This is a genomic window from Janthinobacterium lyxosi (assembly GCF_051380665.1).
Classification (GTDB): domain Bacteria; phylum Pseudomonadota; class Gammaproteobacteria; order Burkholderiales; family Burkholderiaceae_D; genus Janthinobacterium.
Genome location: NZ_JBNYXM010000005.1, coordinates 111177 through 126181, shown reverse-complemented (window position 1 = coordinate 126181; position 15005 = coordinate 111177). Strand labels below are relative to the sequence as shown.

The 15005-nt window shown below is 63.9% G+C and carries 16 protein-coding genes; 11 read left to right on the top strand and 5 right to left on the bottom strand.

Translation table 11 applies throughout. The features are described from left to right. Positions 1 to 5 precede the first annotated feature (5 nt). From ACQ4WP_RS06710 to ACQ4WP_RS06690, 5 genes are all read left to right on the top strand, one after another. Entirely contained in the window at positions 6 to 1172 is a 1167-nt protein-coding gene (locus ACQ4WP_RS06710) for an ABC transporter substrate-binding protein (protein WP_436519253.1), read from the top strand. 106 nt (positions 1173 to 1278) lie between these two features. Beyond that, positions 1279 to 2151 (top strand): branched-chain amino acid ABC transporter permease, encoded by an 873-nt coding sequence (locus ACQ4WP_RS06705; protein ID WP_071324250.1) that lies wholly within the window; start codon positions 1279 to 1281, stop codon positions 2149 to 2151. After that, positions 2148 to 3119 carry a branched-chain amino acid ABC transporter permease gene (locus ACQ4WP_RS06700; protein ID WP_436519252.1) on the top strand — a complete coding sequence of 324 codons (972 nt, stop codon included), beginning with the start codon at positions 2148 to 2150 and terminating at the stop codon, positions 3117 to 3119. The genes ACQ4WP_RS06705 and ACQ4WP_RS06700 overlap by 4 nt, the downstream gene beginning before the upstream one ends. Further along, the gene (locus ACQ4WP_RS06695) at positions 3112 to 3825 is read left to right on the top strand and encodes an ABC transporter ATP-binding protein (RefSeq protein ID WP_436519251.1); all 714 of its coding nucleotides are present in this window, start codon (positions 3112 to 3114) and stop codon (positions 3823 to 3825) included. Before ACQ4WP_RS06700 ends, ACQ4WP_RS06695 begins: the two co-directional genes overlap by 8 nt. Beyond that, positions 3818 to 4519 carry an ABC transporter ATP-binding protein gene (locus ACQ4WP_RS06690; protein WP_436519250.1) on the top strand — a complete coding sequence of 234 codons (702 nt, stop codon included), beginning with the start codon at positions 3818 to 3820 and terminating at the stop codon, positions 4517 to 4519. The genes ACQ4WP_RS06695 and ACQ4WP_RS06690 overlap by 8 nt, the downstream gene beginning before the upstream one ends. Positions 4520 to 4545: 26 nt before the next feature. On the opposite strand, the gene ACQ4WP_RS06685 is transcribed toward ACQ4WP_RS06690, so the two are convergent. Beyond that, positions 4546 to 5541, bottom strand: coding sequence for an HDOD domain-containing protein (locus ACQ4WP_RS06685; protein WP_436519249.1), 996 nt, complete (start codon positions 5539 to 5541; stop codon positions 4546 to 4548). 161 nt (positions 5542 to 5702) lie between these two features. Between ACQ4WP_RS06685 and ACQ4WP_RS06680 the strand changes: the two genes are divergently transcribed. After that, the gene (locus ACQ4WP_RS06680; protein ID WP_436519248.1) at positions 5703 to 6287 is read left to right on the top strand and encodes a DinB family protein; all 585 of its coding nucleotides are present in this window, start codon (positions 5703 to 5705) and stop codon (positions 6285 to 6287) included. A gap of 13 nt (positions 6288 to 6300) precedes the next feature. On the opposite strand, the gene ACQ4WP_RS06675 is transcribed toward ACQ4WP_RS06680, so the two are convergent. Next, complete coding sequence (locus tag ACQ4WP_RS06675) at positions 6301 to 6693, bottom strand: VOC family protein (RefSeq protein WP_436519247.1); 393 nt, start codon at positions 6691 to 6693, stop codon at positions 6301 to 6303. Between the two features lie 53 nt (positions 6694 to 6746). Here ACQ4WP_RS06675 and ACQ4WP_RS06670 point away from each other — a divergent pair, with 53 nt between their 5' ends. From ACQ4WP_RS06670 to fghA, 5 genes are all read left to right on the top strand, one after another. Further along, positions 6747 to 6917 (top strand): GNAT family N-acetyltransferase, encoded by a 171-nt coding sequence (locus ACQ4WP_RS06670; protein WP_436519246.1) that lies wholly within the window; start codon positions 6747 to 6749, stop codon positions 6915 to 6917. A 162-nt stretch (positions 6918 to 7079) separates the two neighbouring features. Continuing rightward, complete coding sequence (locus ACQ4WP_RS06665) at positions 7080 to 8654, top strand: oleate hydratase (RefSeq protein ID WP_436519245.1); 1575 nt, start codon at positions 7080 to 7082, stop codon at positions 8652 to 8654. Between the two features lie 158 nt (positions 8655 to 8812). Continuing rightward, entirely contained in the window at positions 8813 to 9484 is a 672-nt protein-coding gene (gene lepB, locus ACQ4WP_RS06660; RefSeq protein WP_436519244.1) for a signal peptidase I, read from the top strand. A 48-nt stretch (positions 9485 to 9532) separates the two neighbouring features. Continuing rightward, positions 9533 to 10396, top strand: a complete 864-nt coding sequence (locus tag ACQ4WP_RS06655; RefSeq protein WP_436519243.1) for an NAD-dependent protein deacetylase — start codon at positions 9533 to 9535, stop codon at positions 10394 to 10396. Between the two features lie 56 nt (positions 10397 to 10452). Beyond that, positions 10453 to 11322: an S-formylglutathione hydrolase gene (gene fghA, locus ACQ4WP_RS06650; protein WP_436519242.1), complete on the top strand. Its 870-nt coding sequence runs from the start codon at positions 10453 to 10455 to the stop codon at positions 11320 to 11322. Between the two features lie 18 nt (positions 11323 to 11340). Here fghA and ACQ4WP_RS06645 read toward each other — a convergent pair whose 3' ends face one another. The 3 genes from ACQ4WP_RS06645 to ACQ4WP_RS06635 all read right to left on the bottom strand — a co-directional run bounded on the left by ACQ4WP_RS06645 (position 11341) and on the right by ACQ4WP_RS06635 (position 14950). Further along, the gene (locus tag ACQ4WP_RS06645) at positions 11341 to 12006 is read right to left on the bottom strand and encodes a dienelactone hydrolase family protein (protein WP_353657787.1); all 666 of its coding nucleotides are present in this window, start codon (positions 12004 to 12006) and stop codon (positions 11341 to 11343) included. A 165-nt stretch (positions 12007 to 12171) separates the two neighbouring features. Further along, a complete protein-coding gene (locus ACQ4WP_RS06640) occupies positions 12172 to 14490 on the bottom strand; it encodes a xanthine dehydrogenase family protein molybdopterin-binding subunit (RefSeq protein ID WP_436519241.1) in 2319 nt (772 codons plus the stop codon). Beyond that, complete coding sequence (locus ACQ4WP_RS06635) at positions 14483 to 14950, bottom strand: (2Fe-2S)-binding protein (protein WP_436519240.1); 468 nt, start codon at positions 14948 to 14950, stop codon at positions 14483 to 14485. The genes ACQ4WP_RS06640 and ACQ4WP_RS06635 overlap by 8 nt, the downstream gene beginning before the upstream one ends. Between the last annotated feature and the right edge of the window lie 55 nt (positions 14951 to 15005).

Below are 15005 nucleotides of genomic sequence, written 5' to 3'. Positions count from 1 at the left end.
ACACGATGAAACGCACCTACACACGCATCGCCATGGCAGCGCTGGTTGCCAGCGCCTGGATAACGCAGGCCAGCGCCGACGAATTCCTGGTCGGCGCGGAAATCCCCCTGACGGGCAACCTGGCGCGGGTCGGCGCCGGCATGCAGGAAGGGATCATGGTGGCGGCCGAGGTCTTCAACAAGACCAACGGCAAGCACACCATCAAGATCATCACCGTCGACGACGAATCGGCGCCCGCCAAGGCGATTGCCGCCGTGGAAAAGCTGGCCAGCCAGGGCGTGGTGGCCATCACGGGCGGCTATGGTTCGAACAATATCTCGCCCGCCTCGGACACGGCGAACAAACTGGGCCTGGTCTACATCACTTCGGGCGGCGTGGACGACAGCCTGGTGGCCAGCGGACGCAAGAATTTTTTCCGCATCAATAACACGGCCGGCTACGAAAAAGCCATGCTGGGACTGCTGCAGGATGTGGGCGCCAAGTCCGTCTCCATCGTGTATTCGACCAAGGATGCCACCACGGGCCTGGCGAAAGACGTGGAAAAGGCCCTGGCCGCCAGGGGCGTGAAAGTGACGACGCACTCGTTCGACCCGGCCATTACCGACTTCAAGCCCATCATCAACAAGATCAAGCTGCAGGATAAGTCCGAAGTCGTGGCCATGGTCGGCTACGAAAACGACTACGTGGGCATCATCCGCGCCGCCCGCGTCTTGAAGCCGAAGATCAAGGCCATGGTGGGCGTATGGTCGCTGGCCACGCCGAAAATGGCGGCCGACTTCCCCGACCTGATGCCGAACGTGTTCGGCACGGCCCTGCTGCCCTTCCCCACCGAATTCAAGACAGCCGACGGCAAAGCCTTCAGCGACGCCTACAAGCAGCTGTACAAGAAGGAACCGGATTACCTGGGCCAGTTCGGCTACGTACAGTCGATGCTGCTGTTCGAAGCCATCGCGCGCGCGGCCGACAAGGGCACGCTCAAGAAAGGCGGCGTGACCGAGGAGATGCGCAAGACGGACCGCGAAACCCTGATCGGCCGGGTGCAGTTCGCCGCCAATGGCGACAACCTGAACTTCGTGCACCGCATGGCGCAGCACCAGGACAAGAAGGTGGTGATCGTCTGGCCGAAGGAACACGCCACGGGCAAGCTGGCCTATCCAGCCCTGCCCTGGTAAACGGCAGCCGCCCCCTGCACACGCGCACGCCCGCCGGGCGTGCACCGATGAACGGCAAGCTGGCGCAGCATCCACGATGCGCCAGCTTGCCTGACGGGATGACGACATGACAGAATTAATCTTGCAAGCCCTGTATTCGGGCTTGCTGCAGGGCGGCTCCTACGCCCTGATCGCACTGGGACTGGCGCTGGTCTTCGGCACCATGAAAGTGATCAACCTGGCGCACGGCGAACTGGTACTGCTGGCCGCTTACATCGCCTACAGCGTCGAATCGGGCCTGGGACTCGGTCCCATGTTCGCCATTCCCATCGCGCTGGTGATCGTCAGCCTGACGTCCGTGGGCGTGTACCTGATCGTCAGCCGCATCAAGAAGGACCGCGAAATCAATTCGCTGATCCTCACCTACGGCATCGGCGTCATCCTCACCAATTTCATCCTGCTGGTATGGAAGGCAGACATCCGCTCGACCTCGTCGAGCTGGCTGCAGGAAGGCATCGAGATCGGCCCCTTCTTCAGCATGCGCAGCGAAGTGATTTTCTTCGGCGTCAGCCTGGTGCTGATGGCGGCCCTGTGGCGCTGGCTGGCCACCAGCTGGTATGGCCGCGCCGTGCGCGCGGTCTCCAGCAACCGCGATGCGGCCAAGCTGATGGGCATCGACCCGGGCCGCACGGAACTGGTCTCCTTTTTGGTCGCCGGCATCCTGGCCGCCTTCGCCGGCGTCGCCCTGTTCAGCTATGGCGTGATCCAGCCTGCCTACGGCGGCGCGCTGACGGTGAAAGCCTTCATCATCACGGTCCTCGCCGGCATCGGCTCGATCCCCGGCGTGCTGATCGCCGCCGTGCTGCTGGGCGTGGCCGAGGCGCTGACCGTCACCCTGGCCAGCTCCGCGCTGCAGGAATTGTCCGGCATGGTGCTGTTCCTGCTGGTGCTGTTCATCATGCCGAACGGCCTGTTCGGCGCACAACGGAGGCGCGGATGAAGCGCTCAACACTGATTTCAACGACTGGTTTGCTGCTGGCCGCGTATATCGCCGTGCCGCTGGCCCTGGGCGGCAACCAGTATGTGATGAGCATGGTGGTGGCAGCCCTGGTCATTGGCGGCGTGGCCATGTCCTGGGCCCTGCTGGGCAACTTGGGCGGCATGGTCAGCTTCGGCCATGCGGCCTTCTTTGGCGTGGGCGCGTATGTGTCTGCGCTGACCACCGTGAAACTGGGCTTGCCCGTGTTTGCCGCCATGCTGCTGGGCGGCGCGGGGGCGGCCATCGCCGCCATCATCATGCTGCCCGTGCTGCGCCTGCGCGGGCCGTATTTTGCGCTGGCCATCCTCGCCTACGCCCACATCTTCCGCATCCTGGCCACGGAATGGAGTGCCGTCACGGGCGGCGCCGGTGGCGTGAACAATATCCCCACCTTGCCCACCGTCTTCGGCTTTGATTTGGCCAGCAAGACGGGCGCCTACCTGGTGGTGCTGACCCTGGTGGTGGCATGCGCCTTCGCCTACAGCCGCATCCGCGCCAGCCATTACGGCATCGCCCTGCGCGCCATGCACGACAGCGAAGACGCCACGCGCGTCGTCGGCGTCAACAGCACCTTGCTGAAAGGCGCGATGCTGCTCGTGTCGGCCTTCATGGCGGGCCTGTTCGGCGCCTTCAACGCCCACTACATCAACTTCCTGGAACCGGACTACGCCTTCAACAGCCTGTGGGTGACCTTGCCCATCGTGGCGGCCATCTTCGGCGGCTACCGCACGATACTCGGTCCCGTGCTGGGCGCCGTGGTGGTCTACCTGGTGGACCAGCTGATCTTCAAGTCGCTGATCCCCACGGGCCACCAACTGGTGCTGGGCGTACTGCTGGTGGCGATGATCGTCTTCAGTCCGAATGGCCTGCTGCCGCTGCTGCAAAAATGGTTGAAAAAAGCGCTGGGCAAGGAGAAACAACATGCTTGAACTCGATAATGTCTGCGTGCGCTTCGGCGGCCTGACGGCCGTCGATTCCGTCTCCCTGAACGTGGGTAGCCACGACGTGATCGGCCTGGTGGGCGCGAATGGCGCCGGCAAGACCACGCTGTTCAATGCGATTTCCGGCCTGGTGCGCCCCACCAGCGGCGGCATCCGCTTCGAGGGGCGCGACATCATGGCCACGCCCATGTACCAGCGCGCGCGCCTGGGATTGGGCCGCACCTTCCAGATTCCGCAGCCCATGCATGAATTGACGGTGCGAGAAAACCTGATCGTGGCGCAGCGCTTCGGCACCGGCAAGGTGGACATGCGCAAGATCGATGAAATCCTCGATTTCACCAGCCTGGCGGACAAGGCCGCGCGCGACGCGGCCAGCGAACTGGCGCTGACGGAACTGAAAGCGCTGGAAGTGGCCAAGGCGCTGGCTACCAATCCGAAACTGCTGCTGCTCGATGAAGTGCTGGCCGGCCTGGAAACGAACGGCAAGCGCCGTTTCATGGGTATGCTCAAGGATTTGCACGCCGCCTTTGGCGTGGGCATCGTCATGATCGAGCACGACATCGAGACCATCAGCAATCTGTGCCAGCGCGTGGCCGTGCTCAATTTTGGCCAGCTGATCGCCGACGGCACGCCGGACGCCGTCTTCCGCGATCCGGCCGTCATCGAAAGCTACACGGGAGCCGTCCATGCTTGAAATAAGTAAACTGCGCGCCGGCTATGGCGCCATCAATGTGCTGTGGGATGTGTCGCTGTCCATCCAGAAGGGCAAGCTGACCACCATCATCGGCCCGAACGGGGCCGGCAAGACCACCCTGCTGCGCGCCATCATGGGTCTGCTGCCCGTGGGCGCGGGCAGCATCGCGCTCGATGGCGTGGGCATCAATGGCACGCCCACCTGGAAGATGAGCGACGCGAGGGTCACCATGATCCCCGAGGGCCGCATGACCTTCCGTGACATGAGCGTGGAAGAAAACCTGATCATGGGCGCCTTCCCGAAAGAGCACCGCAGCCACATGCCGAAGCGCCTGGCCGAAGCCTACGCCATGTTCCCGCGCCTGCTGGAGCGTCGCCGCCAGCTGGCCGGTTCCCTGTCCGGTGGCGAGGCGCAGATGCTGGCCATGGCGCGGGGCTTGATGTCCGACCCGTCACTCTTGATCATCGACGAGCCTTCGCTGGGCCTGGCGCCGCTGGTGGTCAACGAGCTGTTCGAGATCCTCGCGCGCCTGAACGACGGCCGTCGCACCATCATCCTGGTCGAGCAAAACACGGCGCGCGCCGTGGGCGTGGCCGATCACGTCTACCTGATGCAGAGCGGCAAAGTGGCACTGTCGCAGGCAGCTTCCGAGGTCGAGCTCGATCACCTGCACGAACTCTATTTTGCGCGCTGAGTGATATCCGCTGCATGCAGCTGGCATCACTCCTCGTCGTCCTCGTCGTCTGCCAGCTTGTCAAACACCAGCAGCTCACTCTTGCCGAGTCCGGCCATCACGAAGGGATCGTCGGCAGGAAAACGGCCAGTATCGACCAGCATGCGCAGCTTGCTCAAGCGATCGCCCAGCGCCAGCGCTTGCGCCTGCGGATCGGTATCGGCATCGACGCCGGCATGCTCGATCGCATTGGTCACGGACGCGGGAAACTCCCATAATTCGGCGATCCGTACCGACAGGATGCGCGCTTGCGCAAACACCTGGGCAATGAAGGCGTCCGATTGCGGAAACGCATCGGGCGCATGCATCTGGTCGATCAGGCGGAACGCCACCACCAGACCGACATTGGCCATCAGTCCCGCCAGATAGGCGTCGAAGGCGTTTGCCTGCATTGCCGGCGCGACCAGGTTGGCCGCCAGCGCGCATTTCTCGGACTGGCGCCAGATCAGCGGCGCCGTGCGTATGGTCAACCCGCCGCTTTGCATGCTGACGATGGGGCGGAAGGCGACGCGGGCGAGCAGCATGCGCATGCCGTTTTGCCCAAGCAGCATAATGGCGCCTTCCATGTTGTTGATCGACGGGCTGGCGTTGTAGCGCGAATGGTAGCGGGGCCGGTTCGCTTCGCGGTAGACCTCGGCGACCAGCAAGACGTCCTGGGCCAGCTGGCGCGACAGCTCGGCCGCGCTCATGTTTTCATTTTGCAAGGTACGCATCAACTGCGGAATGATGGCCGGAATGCGCGGCACCAGCGCGGCGCCAGCGATCGGTTCACGGGCCAGGCGCGTCAATTCGTCCAGAATCTGCTGTTCGGCCTGCGCGGAAGCCTGCGCCGAACCGGCGGCCGCCAGCCAGCGGTAATAGATGGCATCGATTTCGGTGATGCTGGCTGGCTGCCGTATCATCTCGGGCGCCGCCGCTGCCGTGACTGGCGCAGCCTTGTTTTTTTCGTCGCCGCCGTTCAGTAATTTTCCTATCCAACCCATTTTGCTTTTCCAAACCTTTATGCATCACTATCGCGACATCCGCTGCGCGATTTTACTTGATGACAGCAGTACCGGTGCGGCCGGCGTGACCGGCTTGGTCCACTTTCCGCAAAGTGCTACAGTGGCGCTCTCGCAGCTTCCCCTGCCTTGCAAGGTACATCATGAACAATCTGCTGGCCCGTTATGTCACCGGCCAGGCGTACAACAACGCCTGGGCCAACCACCGCTTGCTGAAAGCTTGCGGGCAGCTGACCCAGGCCGAGTTCCAGGCCACGCGCGTCAGTTTTTTCCCCACCATCCAGTTCACGCTGAATCACATCCTCACATGCGACTGGTTTTATCTCGACGCGCTCGAACGCGAACTGCGCGGCGAAGCGCCCCATCCCGACTGCTATGTCTTTTTTGGACAGGATGAACCATTTACCGACTGCGCCGCGCTGCACGCGGCGCAGCGCGCATCGGACCTGCGCCTGATCGCCCATTGCCGCAGCCTGTGCGATGCGGACCTGGCGCGGCCCGTGACGATCCTGCGCGACACGCCGCAAGTCGACACGCGCCAGCGTCTGCTGGCGCATTTGTTCCAGCACCAGATCCACCACCGTGGGCAAGTGCACGCCATGCTGGCCGGCACGCGCATCGCGCCGCCCCAGCTGGACGAATTCTATTGCGCAGGCGAAGCTGGCGAGCGGGCGCAGGATTTCCTGGAACTGGGCTGGACGGAAGACGACATCTGGGGACCGCGCTAAGGCATTCTCCGATTCATTCTTCTGCGTGGCAGCAGACGCACAGCTTGTTGCCATCGAGGTCGCGGAAATACGCGCCATAGTAATGGGCGTGGTAATGAGGTCGCAAGCCGGGCGGCCCCTCGCACTCGGCGCCCAGCGCCAGCACGGCCTGGTGGCAGCGGTCCACCTGCGCGCGGCTGGCCGCCAGCCAGGCCGTCATCTGGCCATTGCCGGGAGTCGCCGGCAAGCCGTCATGCGGCGTCGTCAGCACGAACAGGGGGCGCGGCGCCTCCCGCGCCATCCAGCCCGCCCAGGGTTGGGCCGGATCATGAAATTTCTCGATCAAATCGAGTTCTCCCAGCAGGGCCGTGTAGAAGGCATAGGCGCGGGCAAAGTCGTTGGTGCCAAGGCAAATATGGGACAGCATGCTGTTCCTTCATAAATTCAAGCATGTGCGGCGAAATGCGCCAGTTCATTATAATGGCGCATCGCTTTCCGACACCATTCCATATCGGCGAACAGTTCGGCGGACGCGGCTACGCCACGCGCGTGGTCGCCCTGCTGCTGGAAGTAGCGTGCGGCGCACTGCAACTGTGGCGCCTGGAAGCGACGGCGCGGCCGCAAAACCTGGCCGGATTTGCTGTACTTTGAACGGCGCAAGGAACAGGCTGGCGCCCGATAAAACAGAGCAATTGCTCTATTGAGCAGGCAATTCTCCCCTGATATTGTAAAATAGGCAAATATGCTACGGCATCGGCCGTGCCGCTTGCCGGCCTTTCGCGCACGCGGATGCACTCACACTCGGGGAAAAACATGCGCAATACAGACAAAAAAGCCTATCTGGTCGGCGGCGGCATCGGCTCGCTGGCCGCGGCCGCCTTCATGATACGCGACGGCGGCATGCAAGGCAGCAACATCACCATCTTCGAAGCATCGCCCGTGACCGGGGGCAGCCTCGATGGCGGCGGCAATGCCGAGGATGGCTACACCTTGCGCGGCGGGCGCATGCTGACCACCGATAACTACGAGTGCACCTGGGACTTGTTCAAGAGCATCCCTTCGCTCGAGCATGCGGGCCAGAGCGTCTACGATGAAACCATCGCCTTCAATGCACAGCACATTCCCCACTCGCGCGCGCGCCTGGTCGACCGCAACCGCTTCAAGGTCGATGTCAGCAGCATGGGCTTTTCCATGCAGGACAGGCTGGAACTGCTGAAGCTGACGGAAGCGGACGAAGACACGCTGGGCAGCAGCGCCATCACGGACTGGCTCTCGCCCGACTTCTTCGACACCAAGTTCTGGTATATGTGGGCCACCACGTTTGCCTTCCAGCCCTGGCATAGCGCCGTCGAATTCAAGCGCTACCTGCACCGTTTCATGATGGAGTTTTCGCGCATCGAAACCCTGGCCGGCGTCAAGCGCACCGTCTACAACCAGTACGATTCGCTGGTGCGTCCGCTGGTCGCGTGGCTGCAAGGGCAAGGCGTGAACATCATCATGGATTGCACGGTGACCGATATCGAGGTGCAAGAATCCGAAGGCCGCCTGACTGCCACCGCCCTGCACTGCGAGCGGCGCGGCCTGGCCGACGTGATCCCCGTCGTCGCCGGCGACCTGGTTTTTTTCCAGAATGCCTCGATGACGGATGCCTCCAGCTATGGCAACATGCACTGCGCGCCGGCCAAGCGCACGAAACACGACAGCCAGGGCTGGCGCCTGTGGGAAAAGCTGGCCGAGGGCCGCCCGCAACTGGGCCGTCCAGCCGCCTTCAACAGCAGCATCCCCGAATCGTACTGGGCCTCGTACACGGTCACCTTGAAGGACAGCGCCTTCTTTGACAGGATGGAACAATTCACGGGCAACAGCGCGGGCACGGGCGGTCTCGTCACCTTCAAGGACAGCAACTGGTTCATGTCCGTCGTGCTGGCGCACCAGCCCCATTTCGCCGGCCAGCCCGAGGGCGTGCAAATATTCTGGGGCTATGCGCTGCACCCCGACCGCATCGGCAACTTCGTCGCCAAGCCCATGTCCGAATGCAGCGGCGAGGAAATCCTGCGCGAGCTGTGCGGCCATCTGAACTTCGATCTCGACATCATGGCCACGGCCAATTGCATTCCCTGCCGCATGCCCTACATCACCAGCATGTTCATGCCCCGCGCGAAGAGCGACCGCCCGCTGCCCGTGCCGGCCAACTCCGTCAACCTGGCCTTCGTCAGCCAGTTCGTGGAAATCGCCGATGATGTTGTGTTTACGGTGGAATACTCGGTGCGCGCAGCGCAGACGGCCGTCTACCAGCTGCTCGGCGTGCAGCGTGAAGTACCGGCCATCCACGCGCACGACAAGTCGCTCAAGGTCAAGCTCGATGCCGTCATCAAGGCGTTCAAATAGCCTCGTTGCTGACGCTTGCACGCAACAAGGACCGCGCCGCCGGTCGTGCGTATACCTGATTTAAGACTGGCTTCAGCCTCGCCGTGCATCGTGACAGGGCGCCAGCAGCAATGGCGCCTCCCTCACACACACGGGCACGGCCCAGCGAAAGAGCCAACATGAAAACATGGATGCGCGCCAACAAAGGTTTTTTGATGTTTCTCTTGCTGTTCGGCGTGTTCCGCACGGCCGTGGCGGACTGGAATCCGATACCCTCGGCGTCCATGCGCCCCAACCTGCTCGAAGGCGACGTGGTCTTCGTCAACCGCCTCGCCTTCAACCTGAAAGTGCCGCTCACCGATATCGTGCTGCAGCGCCTGCGCGAACCGCAGCGGGGCGACATCGTCACCTTTTCCTCGCCGAAAGATGGCACGCGCCTGATCAAGCGCATCATCGCCCTGCCCGGCGACACGGTGGAAATGCGCAATGAAGAGCTGGTCATCAATGGCCAGCCCGCCCGGTACACGACGCTCGATACGGCGCCTGAAACCATCGCCCACGTGGGCCAGCTGACGGCGCAGCGCATCAGCGAGCGCAATGCGACCGAGCAGCATCGCATCCAGGTCTTGCCGCAAATCACGGGCGCGGCGCGCAGCTTTGCCCCCGTGACGGTGCCGGCAGACCACTTCATGATGCTGGGCGATAACCGCGACAACAGCGCCGACTCCCGCTATTTCGGCTTCGTGCCACGCGCATTGCTGATCGGCAAGGCCGAGCGCATCCTCGTCTCGGCCAATATCGACGAGCATTGGCAGCCGCGGCTACAGCGTTTCGGCATGAAGCTGGAGTAAACACTGCCCTTGCAACGGCGCCGTGCTTTTCAGTTAGCATGGCGCATCATGCAAAACTTTCCCTCAGCCAGCCTGCAGAGCGCCAGCGACGATCCCGCCCTGGAACAGCTGGCGCAGTTCCTGCAGCGCCATCCCGACGCGCTGCTGCTGACGGGCGCCGGCATCAGCACGGCGTCCGGCATTCCCGCTTACCGCGACACGGAAGGCGTGCGGCACGGCAGCGCGCCCGTGCAAGGCCCCGATTTTCGCCGCCAGGAAGCCGTGCGCCGCCGCTACTGGGCGCGCAGCATGGTGGGCTGGCCCACCCTGGCGCGCGCCACGCCGAATCCGGGTCACCTGGCCATCGCGCAACTGGCGCAGCGCCAGCACATCGGCGCCCTGGTCACGCAAAACGTCGATGGCCTGCACCAGCTGGCGGGCAGCGATGCCGTCACGGAGTTGCACGGCAGCATACATGGCGTGGTGTGCCTCGATTGCCAGGCCCGCCATACGCGCCGCCTGATCCAGGAGCAGCTCGAACGCGACAATCCGCAATTGCTGGGAGCCACGGCCACGCCGGCGCCCGATGGCGACGCCTTGCTGGAGCCTTCGCAGCTGGCCACCTTCCACCTGCCCGTGTGTCCCCGCTGCGGCGGCACCCTGCAGCCCGACGTGGTGTTTTTCGGCGATGGCGTGCCCGCCGCCTGCGCGGCCGAGGCCGAAAGCAAGATGCACGCCGCCAGTGCCCTGCTGGTGGTGGGCTCCTCCGTCATGGTGTATTCCAGCTTTCGCCTGTGCCGCATGGCGGCCGAGACGGGCAAGCCCGTGGCCGCCATCAACCTGGGCAAGACGCGCGCCGACCATTTGCTGGCATTCAAGACCGATGCGCCGGCACAGGACATCTTGCCAGCACTAGCGGCCATGCTGGGCTGATCCCGTGTCAGCGGTGCGCCGCTCTGGCTATACTGTGGGATTGACGAGGAGAATTCATGCTGGAACTGTTGAGTGAACACGCCTGTTTTGGCGGCGTACAACGCTTTTATCGCCACGACGCGCACGCCATCGGCTTGCCCATGCGTTTTTCGGCCTTCATTCCGGACACGGCGCCAGGCAGCGTGGTCAACACCAAACGCCCTGCCCTGTTTTACCTGGCGGGCCTGACGTGCACGGAAGAAACCTTCATGATCAAGGGTGGCGCGCAGCGCGTGGCGGCCGAAGAAGGCCTGATCCTGATCGCGCCCGATACCAGCCCCCGTGGCGCCAACATCGCGGGCGAGACGGATGCCTGGGATTTCGGCGCGGGCGCTGGCTTTTACGTGGATGCTACCGAGGCGCCGTGGAGCAGCCACTACCGCATGTACAGCTACCTGCTGGAATTGCGCGCCCTGCTGGAACAGGAACTGGCTATCGATGCGCAACGCACGGGCATTTTCGGCCACTCGATGGGCGGCCATGGCGCGCTGGTGCTGGCCTTGCGCAATCCTGAACTGTTCCGCTCCGTGTCCGCCTTCGCCCCCATCGCCGCACCGAGCCAATGTCCGTGGGGCAAGAAAGCGTTTTCGGGCTACCTGGGCAGCGACGAGGCCAGCTGGCAGCAGTATGACGCCAGCGCGCTGATGCGCGGCCTGCAGGGTCAGCCGGCACTATTTTCCGAAGGCATCTTGATCGACCAGGGCCTGGCCGACAAGTTCTTGCCCGAACAACTGCACCCCGACGTCTTCGAGGCGGCATGCCGCGACGCCGGCCAGCCTGTGCGGCTGCGCCGCCATGCCGGCTATGACCACGGCTATTACTTCATCGCCAGCTTCATGGAAGAGCATGTACGCTTCCATGCGAAGAACTTGCGCGCCGTGGCCTGACGCCCTTGCCTGATTGCGCTATTGCGCCGTGCTGGTATGCCCGTTGAAATGGCGCGTGTACCAGTCCGTGGCCAGCAGGGCCGCCTGGTGCCGCGTGTCGGGGCCGCCAGGCGCGGCGATCTGTTCCAATTGTTTGTCGCAGCGCAAGGTGGCAAAAGCCATGCGGTTCAGGCCAGCCACATCGGGGTCGCGCCCGCCCACGATCAACAGCGATGGCACGCGCACGTTTTCCAGCGCCGCCTTGCCCGCCATTTCCACCTGGCCATCGCAGACGGCCAGCGCGGCGATTTCCGCGCTGCGCCAGGCCGCCAGCTGCATCACCACAGCCGCACTGGTGCCATAACCATACAAGCCGCAGGGCAAGCGCCGCGTGGAAGCGTCCATTTGCAGCCAGCCCAGGGCTTTTTCCAGTTGACGCGCCAGCAGCACGATATCGCTGCGCACGAAATAAGCGTGGCCATTGCTGCCGCCGCCGGGCCCGACACCGCCCTGGTCGAAGCGCAGGGTGGCGATGCCCGCCCGCAAAAAATCCTGGGAAGTGGCGTGGCTGGAGGCGCCCAAATAGTCGCTGTCGGCGCCCGCGCCGTGGGCAAACAGGACGATACCCACCGGGCGCTCTGGCATTTCAAGCACGCCGTCCATTTGAAGTTCATCGGCCGTGATGCTGACAAATTGTTCTTGCATGGCTGCCTCCGCTATCGAGCTGAAATCGGGCTGAAAATCACGCTGCTATTGCGCTGATTTTGCCGGACCGGGCGCCGCCTGCGCGCCCTGAGCGGCAATCCTCAGTGTAGCAGCCTGCGGCCATTCCTGCGCAGCCGTTCGCGCATCGCCACCAGCAAGGCAAGACTACACGGCGCCGTGCCGGTCCAGTCCCTTCAGCACGGCTTCCGGGCGGATCGGCAAATGCCGCACGCGCGAGGCCACGGCGGCAAAGATGGCGTTGCCAATGGCCGGCGCCACGGCCGTCGTGGGCGGTTCGCCCATACCCGTCGAAGTTGCCGTGCTGACAACGAATTCAATGTCGAGCTCGGGCACGTCGGCCATGCGCAGGGGCGTGTAGGTGTTCAGGTTGGTATCCTTCACTTCGCCATTCAGGAAAGCCGTGCCCTCATGCAAGGCCATGCTCACGCCCCACAACGCGCCCCCTTCCGCCTGCGCCAGCGCGCCGTCCGGGTCGACGATGCTGCCCGCGTCGATCACCATGAACAGTTTTTCGACTTTCACCATGCAAGTGCTGCGGTCCACTTTCACCCGGGCGACGCACGCCGTCCAGGTGGGCATGTCGCGCTCCTGGCCGAACGTGGCGGCGATGCCCAGGCCCGTGTCGGGCGGCATGACCGTGCCCCAGCCCGCCTTGTCCGCCACCCGCTGCAGCACGTGGGCCAGGCGCGCGGCGCGGCCGACGGCATTCGGCGCGCTGCCCGCGTTGCGCCCCGTCGCCAGCAGCAGCGACAAACGGAACGCCAGCGGATCGACCTTGGCCGCCTGCGCTGCTTCATCCATGAAACTTTCCACAGCCCAATTCGTCCAGCCGGGTCCCACGGAACGCAGCCAGCCGGGGCGGAAACTGCTGTTGGCCAGGTCGTTCGACACGGCCCGCACGCGCTGCGCGCCCACCGTGTACCAGTGGTCGGCGCCGGCGATGGCGAACGGGTCGTACGGATGACCCTGCTTATCCTTGGCCAGGAAGGCGGGAATCATGGCTTGCGTGGGCCAGCCCGCACTGGCTTCGTGCACCATCGCCGAGACCTTGCCTTCGTCGTCGAAGGCCATGCGCACATGCTGCACGGACGGTGAACGGGGCGAATCGAAACGGGCATCGTCGGCCCGCGTGCAAATCATCTTGACGGGACGTCCCACGGCTTGCGCCGCCAGCGCGGCCGGCACGCAATAATCGCCATTCAGGCGCCGCCCGAAGCCGCCACCGAGCAGATAGGTATGCAGCATCACCTTGCTCTCCGGCACCTTCAACGCCTGTGCCAGCACGGGCAGGATCAACGATTGCCATTGATTGCCCGCATGAATGTGCCAGACGCCGTCGATTTCCTGCGCCAGCGCATTCACCGGTTCCAGCTGGAAATGCAGCACGGTGCTGGTCGTGTAATGGCGTTCCAGTTGCAGGCTGGCATCCTTGAACGCTTGCTCCACGCCATCATCATCGACCACGCGGGCACCCAGGCTGGCGTCGGCCAGCTGCTTGGTGGCATAGTTGACGATATCCTGTTCCGACACATGGGCGGCCGCGCCGGCCCGCCATTTCACCTGCACCAGGTCGGCAGCGCGCATGGCGGCGGCATACGTCTCGGCCACCACCATGACCCAGCCGGGCACCGTGCCGCTGGGGTCCTGCAAGACCACCGAGCGCAAGTACCCCTGCACCTTTTTTGCCGCCGAGTCGTCGATGGAGACCACTTTCGAACCGTAGCGCGTGGGCGGGATCTTCGGGCGCGCATACAGCATGCCCTCGACCTGCGCATCGATGCCGTACACGGCCGTGCCATTGATTTTCGTGGGGATGTCCAGCGCTTGCACCTGCTGGCCGATCAGGCTGCGCTGCTGCGGTGTCTTCAGCACGATGGCCTGCAATTGCCCGGGCGTGTACTGGCGAGCCAGCTTGCCACGGCGCACGATTTCGCCATAGCTGATCGAACGCCCGCGGCCATGCACGACGCCGAGCCTGGCGTGGCAGGCGGACACGGGCACGCGCAGCAGACGCGCACCCTCTTCGACCAGCGCGAGGCGGCCGGCCGCGCCAGCGCGGCTGAGGGGGTCGAAATTCTGCCAGACGGACCAGCTGCCGCCCGTCACCATCAAGCCCCATTTCGGGTCCGTGTCCACGTAATGCAGGCGCACCTTGTTCCAGTCCGCTTCCAGTTCCTCGGCAACGATGCGCGCCAGGGCCGTGCCGATGTGCTGGCCCATTTCCGCCTTGGCGATGTTGACGGTGACGATGCCGTCGGGGCCAATCTGGAACCAGATGCCGGGATCGAACAAGGGCGCGCTGGCTTTGACCGGCGGCACGGGCGCCACCTTGCCGGCGGCCAATGAGCTGTCGGCGCGCAAGAAAGCCAGGGTAAAACCCGTGCCGGCGGCGGCGATCAGAAAACCGCGCCGTCCCAAAGAAGGGGGACGGGCAGCAGAATTTTCTTTCGGCAACTTAAACACCGGGCGCCTCCTGCATGCCGGCCGCCAGCTTGATCGCCTTGCGGATGCGCACATATGCCATGCAGCGGCACAGGTTGCCGCTCATCACGGCATCGATATTTGCATCCGTCGGCTGCGGATAGTCGCGCAGCAAGGTGGCCGCCTGCATGATCTGGCCCGACTGGCAATAGCCGCACTGGGGCGCCTGCGTGGCGACCCAGGCCCGCTGCAGGGGATGCGTGCCATCGGGCGAGAGGCCTTCGATGGTGGTGATGGCGCAACCGGTGACGGCGGCAATCGGCGTGATGCACGCGCGCATGGCGCGCCCATCCACATGCACGGTGCAGGCGCCGCACATGCCGATGCCGCAGCCAAACTTGGTGCCTTTCAGCTGGGCTTCGTCGCGCAGCACCCACAGCAGGGGTGTCTCGGCGTCGACCTCGGTGCCGAAGGGCTGGCCATTGACGATAATGTTATACATGAGTGTTATACATGAGTGTTATACATAAGCGTTACACATAAGAAACTTTCAAGAA

Bases quoted from the DNA above. Each gene is read 5' to 3' on its own strand.
- ACQ4WP_RS06710 (WP_436519253.1), top strand. From the start codon at position 6: ATGAAACGCACCTACACACGCATCGCCATGGCAGCGCTGGTTGCCAGC.
- ACQ4WP_RS06705 (WP_071324250.1), top strand. From the start codon at position 1,279: ATGACAGAATTAATCTTGCAAGCCCTGTATTCGGGCTTGCTGCAGGGC.
- ACQ4WP_RS06700 (WP_436519252.1), top strand. From the start codon at position 2,148: ATGAAGCGCTCAACACTGATTTCAACGACTGGTTTGCTGCTGGCCGCG.
- ACQ4WP_RS06695 (WP_436519251.1), top strand. From the start codon at position 3,112: ATGCTTGAACTCGATAATGTCTGCGTGCGCTTCGGCGGCCTGACGGCC.
- ACQ4WP_RS06690 (WP_436519250.1), top strand. From the start codon at position 3,818: ATGCTTGAAATAAGTAAACTGCGCGCCGGCTATGGCGCCATCAATGTG.
- ACQ4WP_RS06685 (WP_436519249.1), bottom strand. From the start codon at position 5,541: ATGGGTTGGATAGGAAAATTACTGAACGGCGGCGACGAAAAAAACAAG.
- ACQ4WP_RS06680 (WP_436519248.1), top strand. From the start codon at position 5,703: ATGAACAATCTGCTGGCCCGTTATGTCACCGGCCAGGCGTACAACAAC.
- ACQ4WP_RS06675 (WP_436519247.1), bottom strand. From the start codon at position 6,693: ATGCTGTCCCATATTTGCCTTGGCACCAACGACTTTGCCCGCGCCTAT.
- ACQ4WP_RS06670 (WP_436519246.1), top strand. From the start codon at position 6,747: ATGGCGCATCGCTTTCCGACACCATTCCATATCGGCGAACAGTTCGGC.
- ACQ4WP_RS06665 (WP_436519245.1), top strand. From the start codon at position 7,080: ATGCGCAATACAGACAAAAAAGCCTATCTGGTCGGCGGCGGCATCGGC.
- lepB (WP_436519244.1), top strand. From the start codon at position 8,813: ATGAAAACATGGATGCGCGCCAACAAAGGTTTTTTGATGTTTCTCTTG.
- ACQ4WP_RS06655 (WP_436519243.1), top strand. From the start codon at position 9,533: ATGCAAAACTTTCCCTCAGCCAGCCTGCAGAGCGCCAGCGACGATCCC.
- fghA (WP_436519242.1), top strand. From the start codon at position 10,453: ATGCTGGAACTGTTGAGTGAACACGCCTGTTTTGGCGGCGTACAACGC.
- ACQ4WP_RS06645 (WP_353657787.1), bottom strand. From the start codon at position 12,006: ATGCAAGAACAATTTGTCAGCATCACGGCCGATGAACTTCAAATGGAC.
- ACQ4WP_RS06635 (WP_436519240.1), bottom strand. From the start codon at position 14,950: ATGTATAACATTATCGTCAATGGCCAGCCCTTCGGCACCGAGGTCGAC.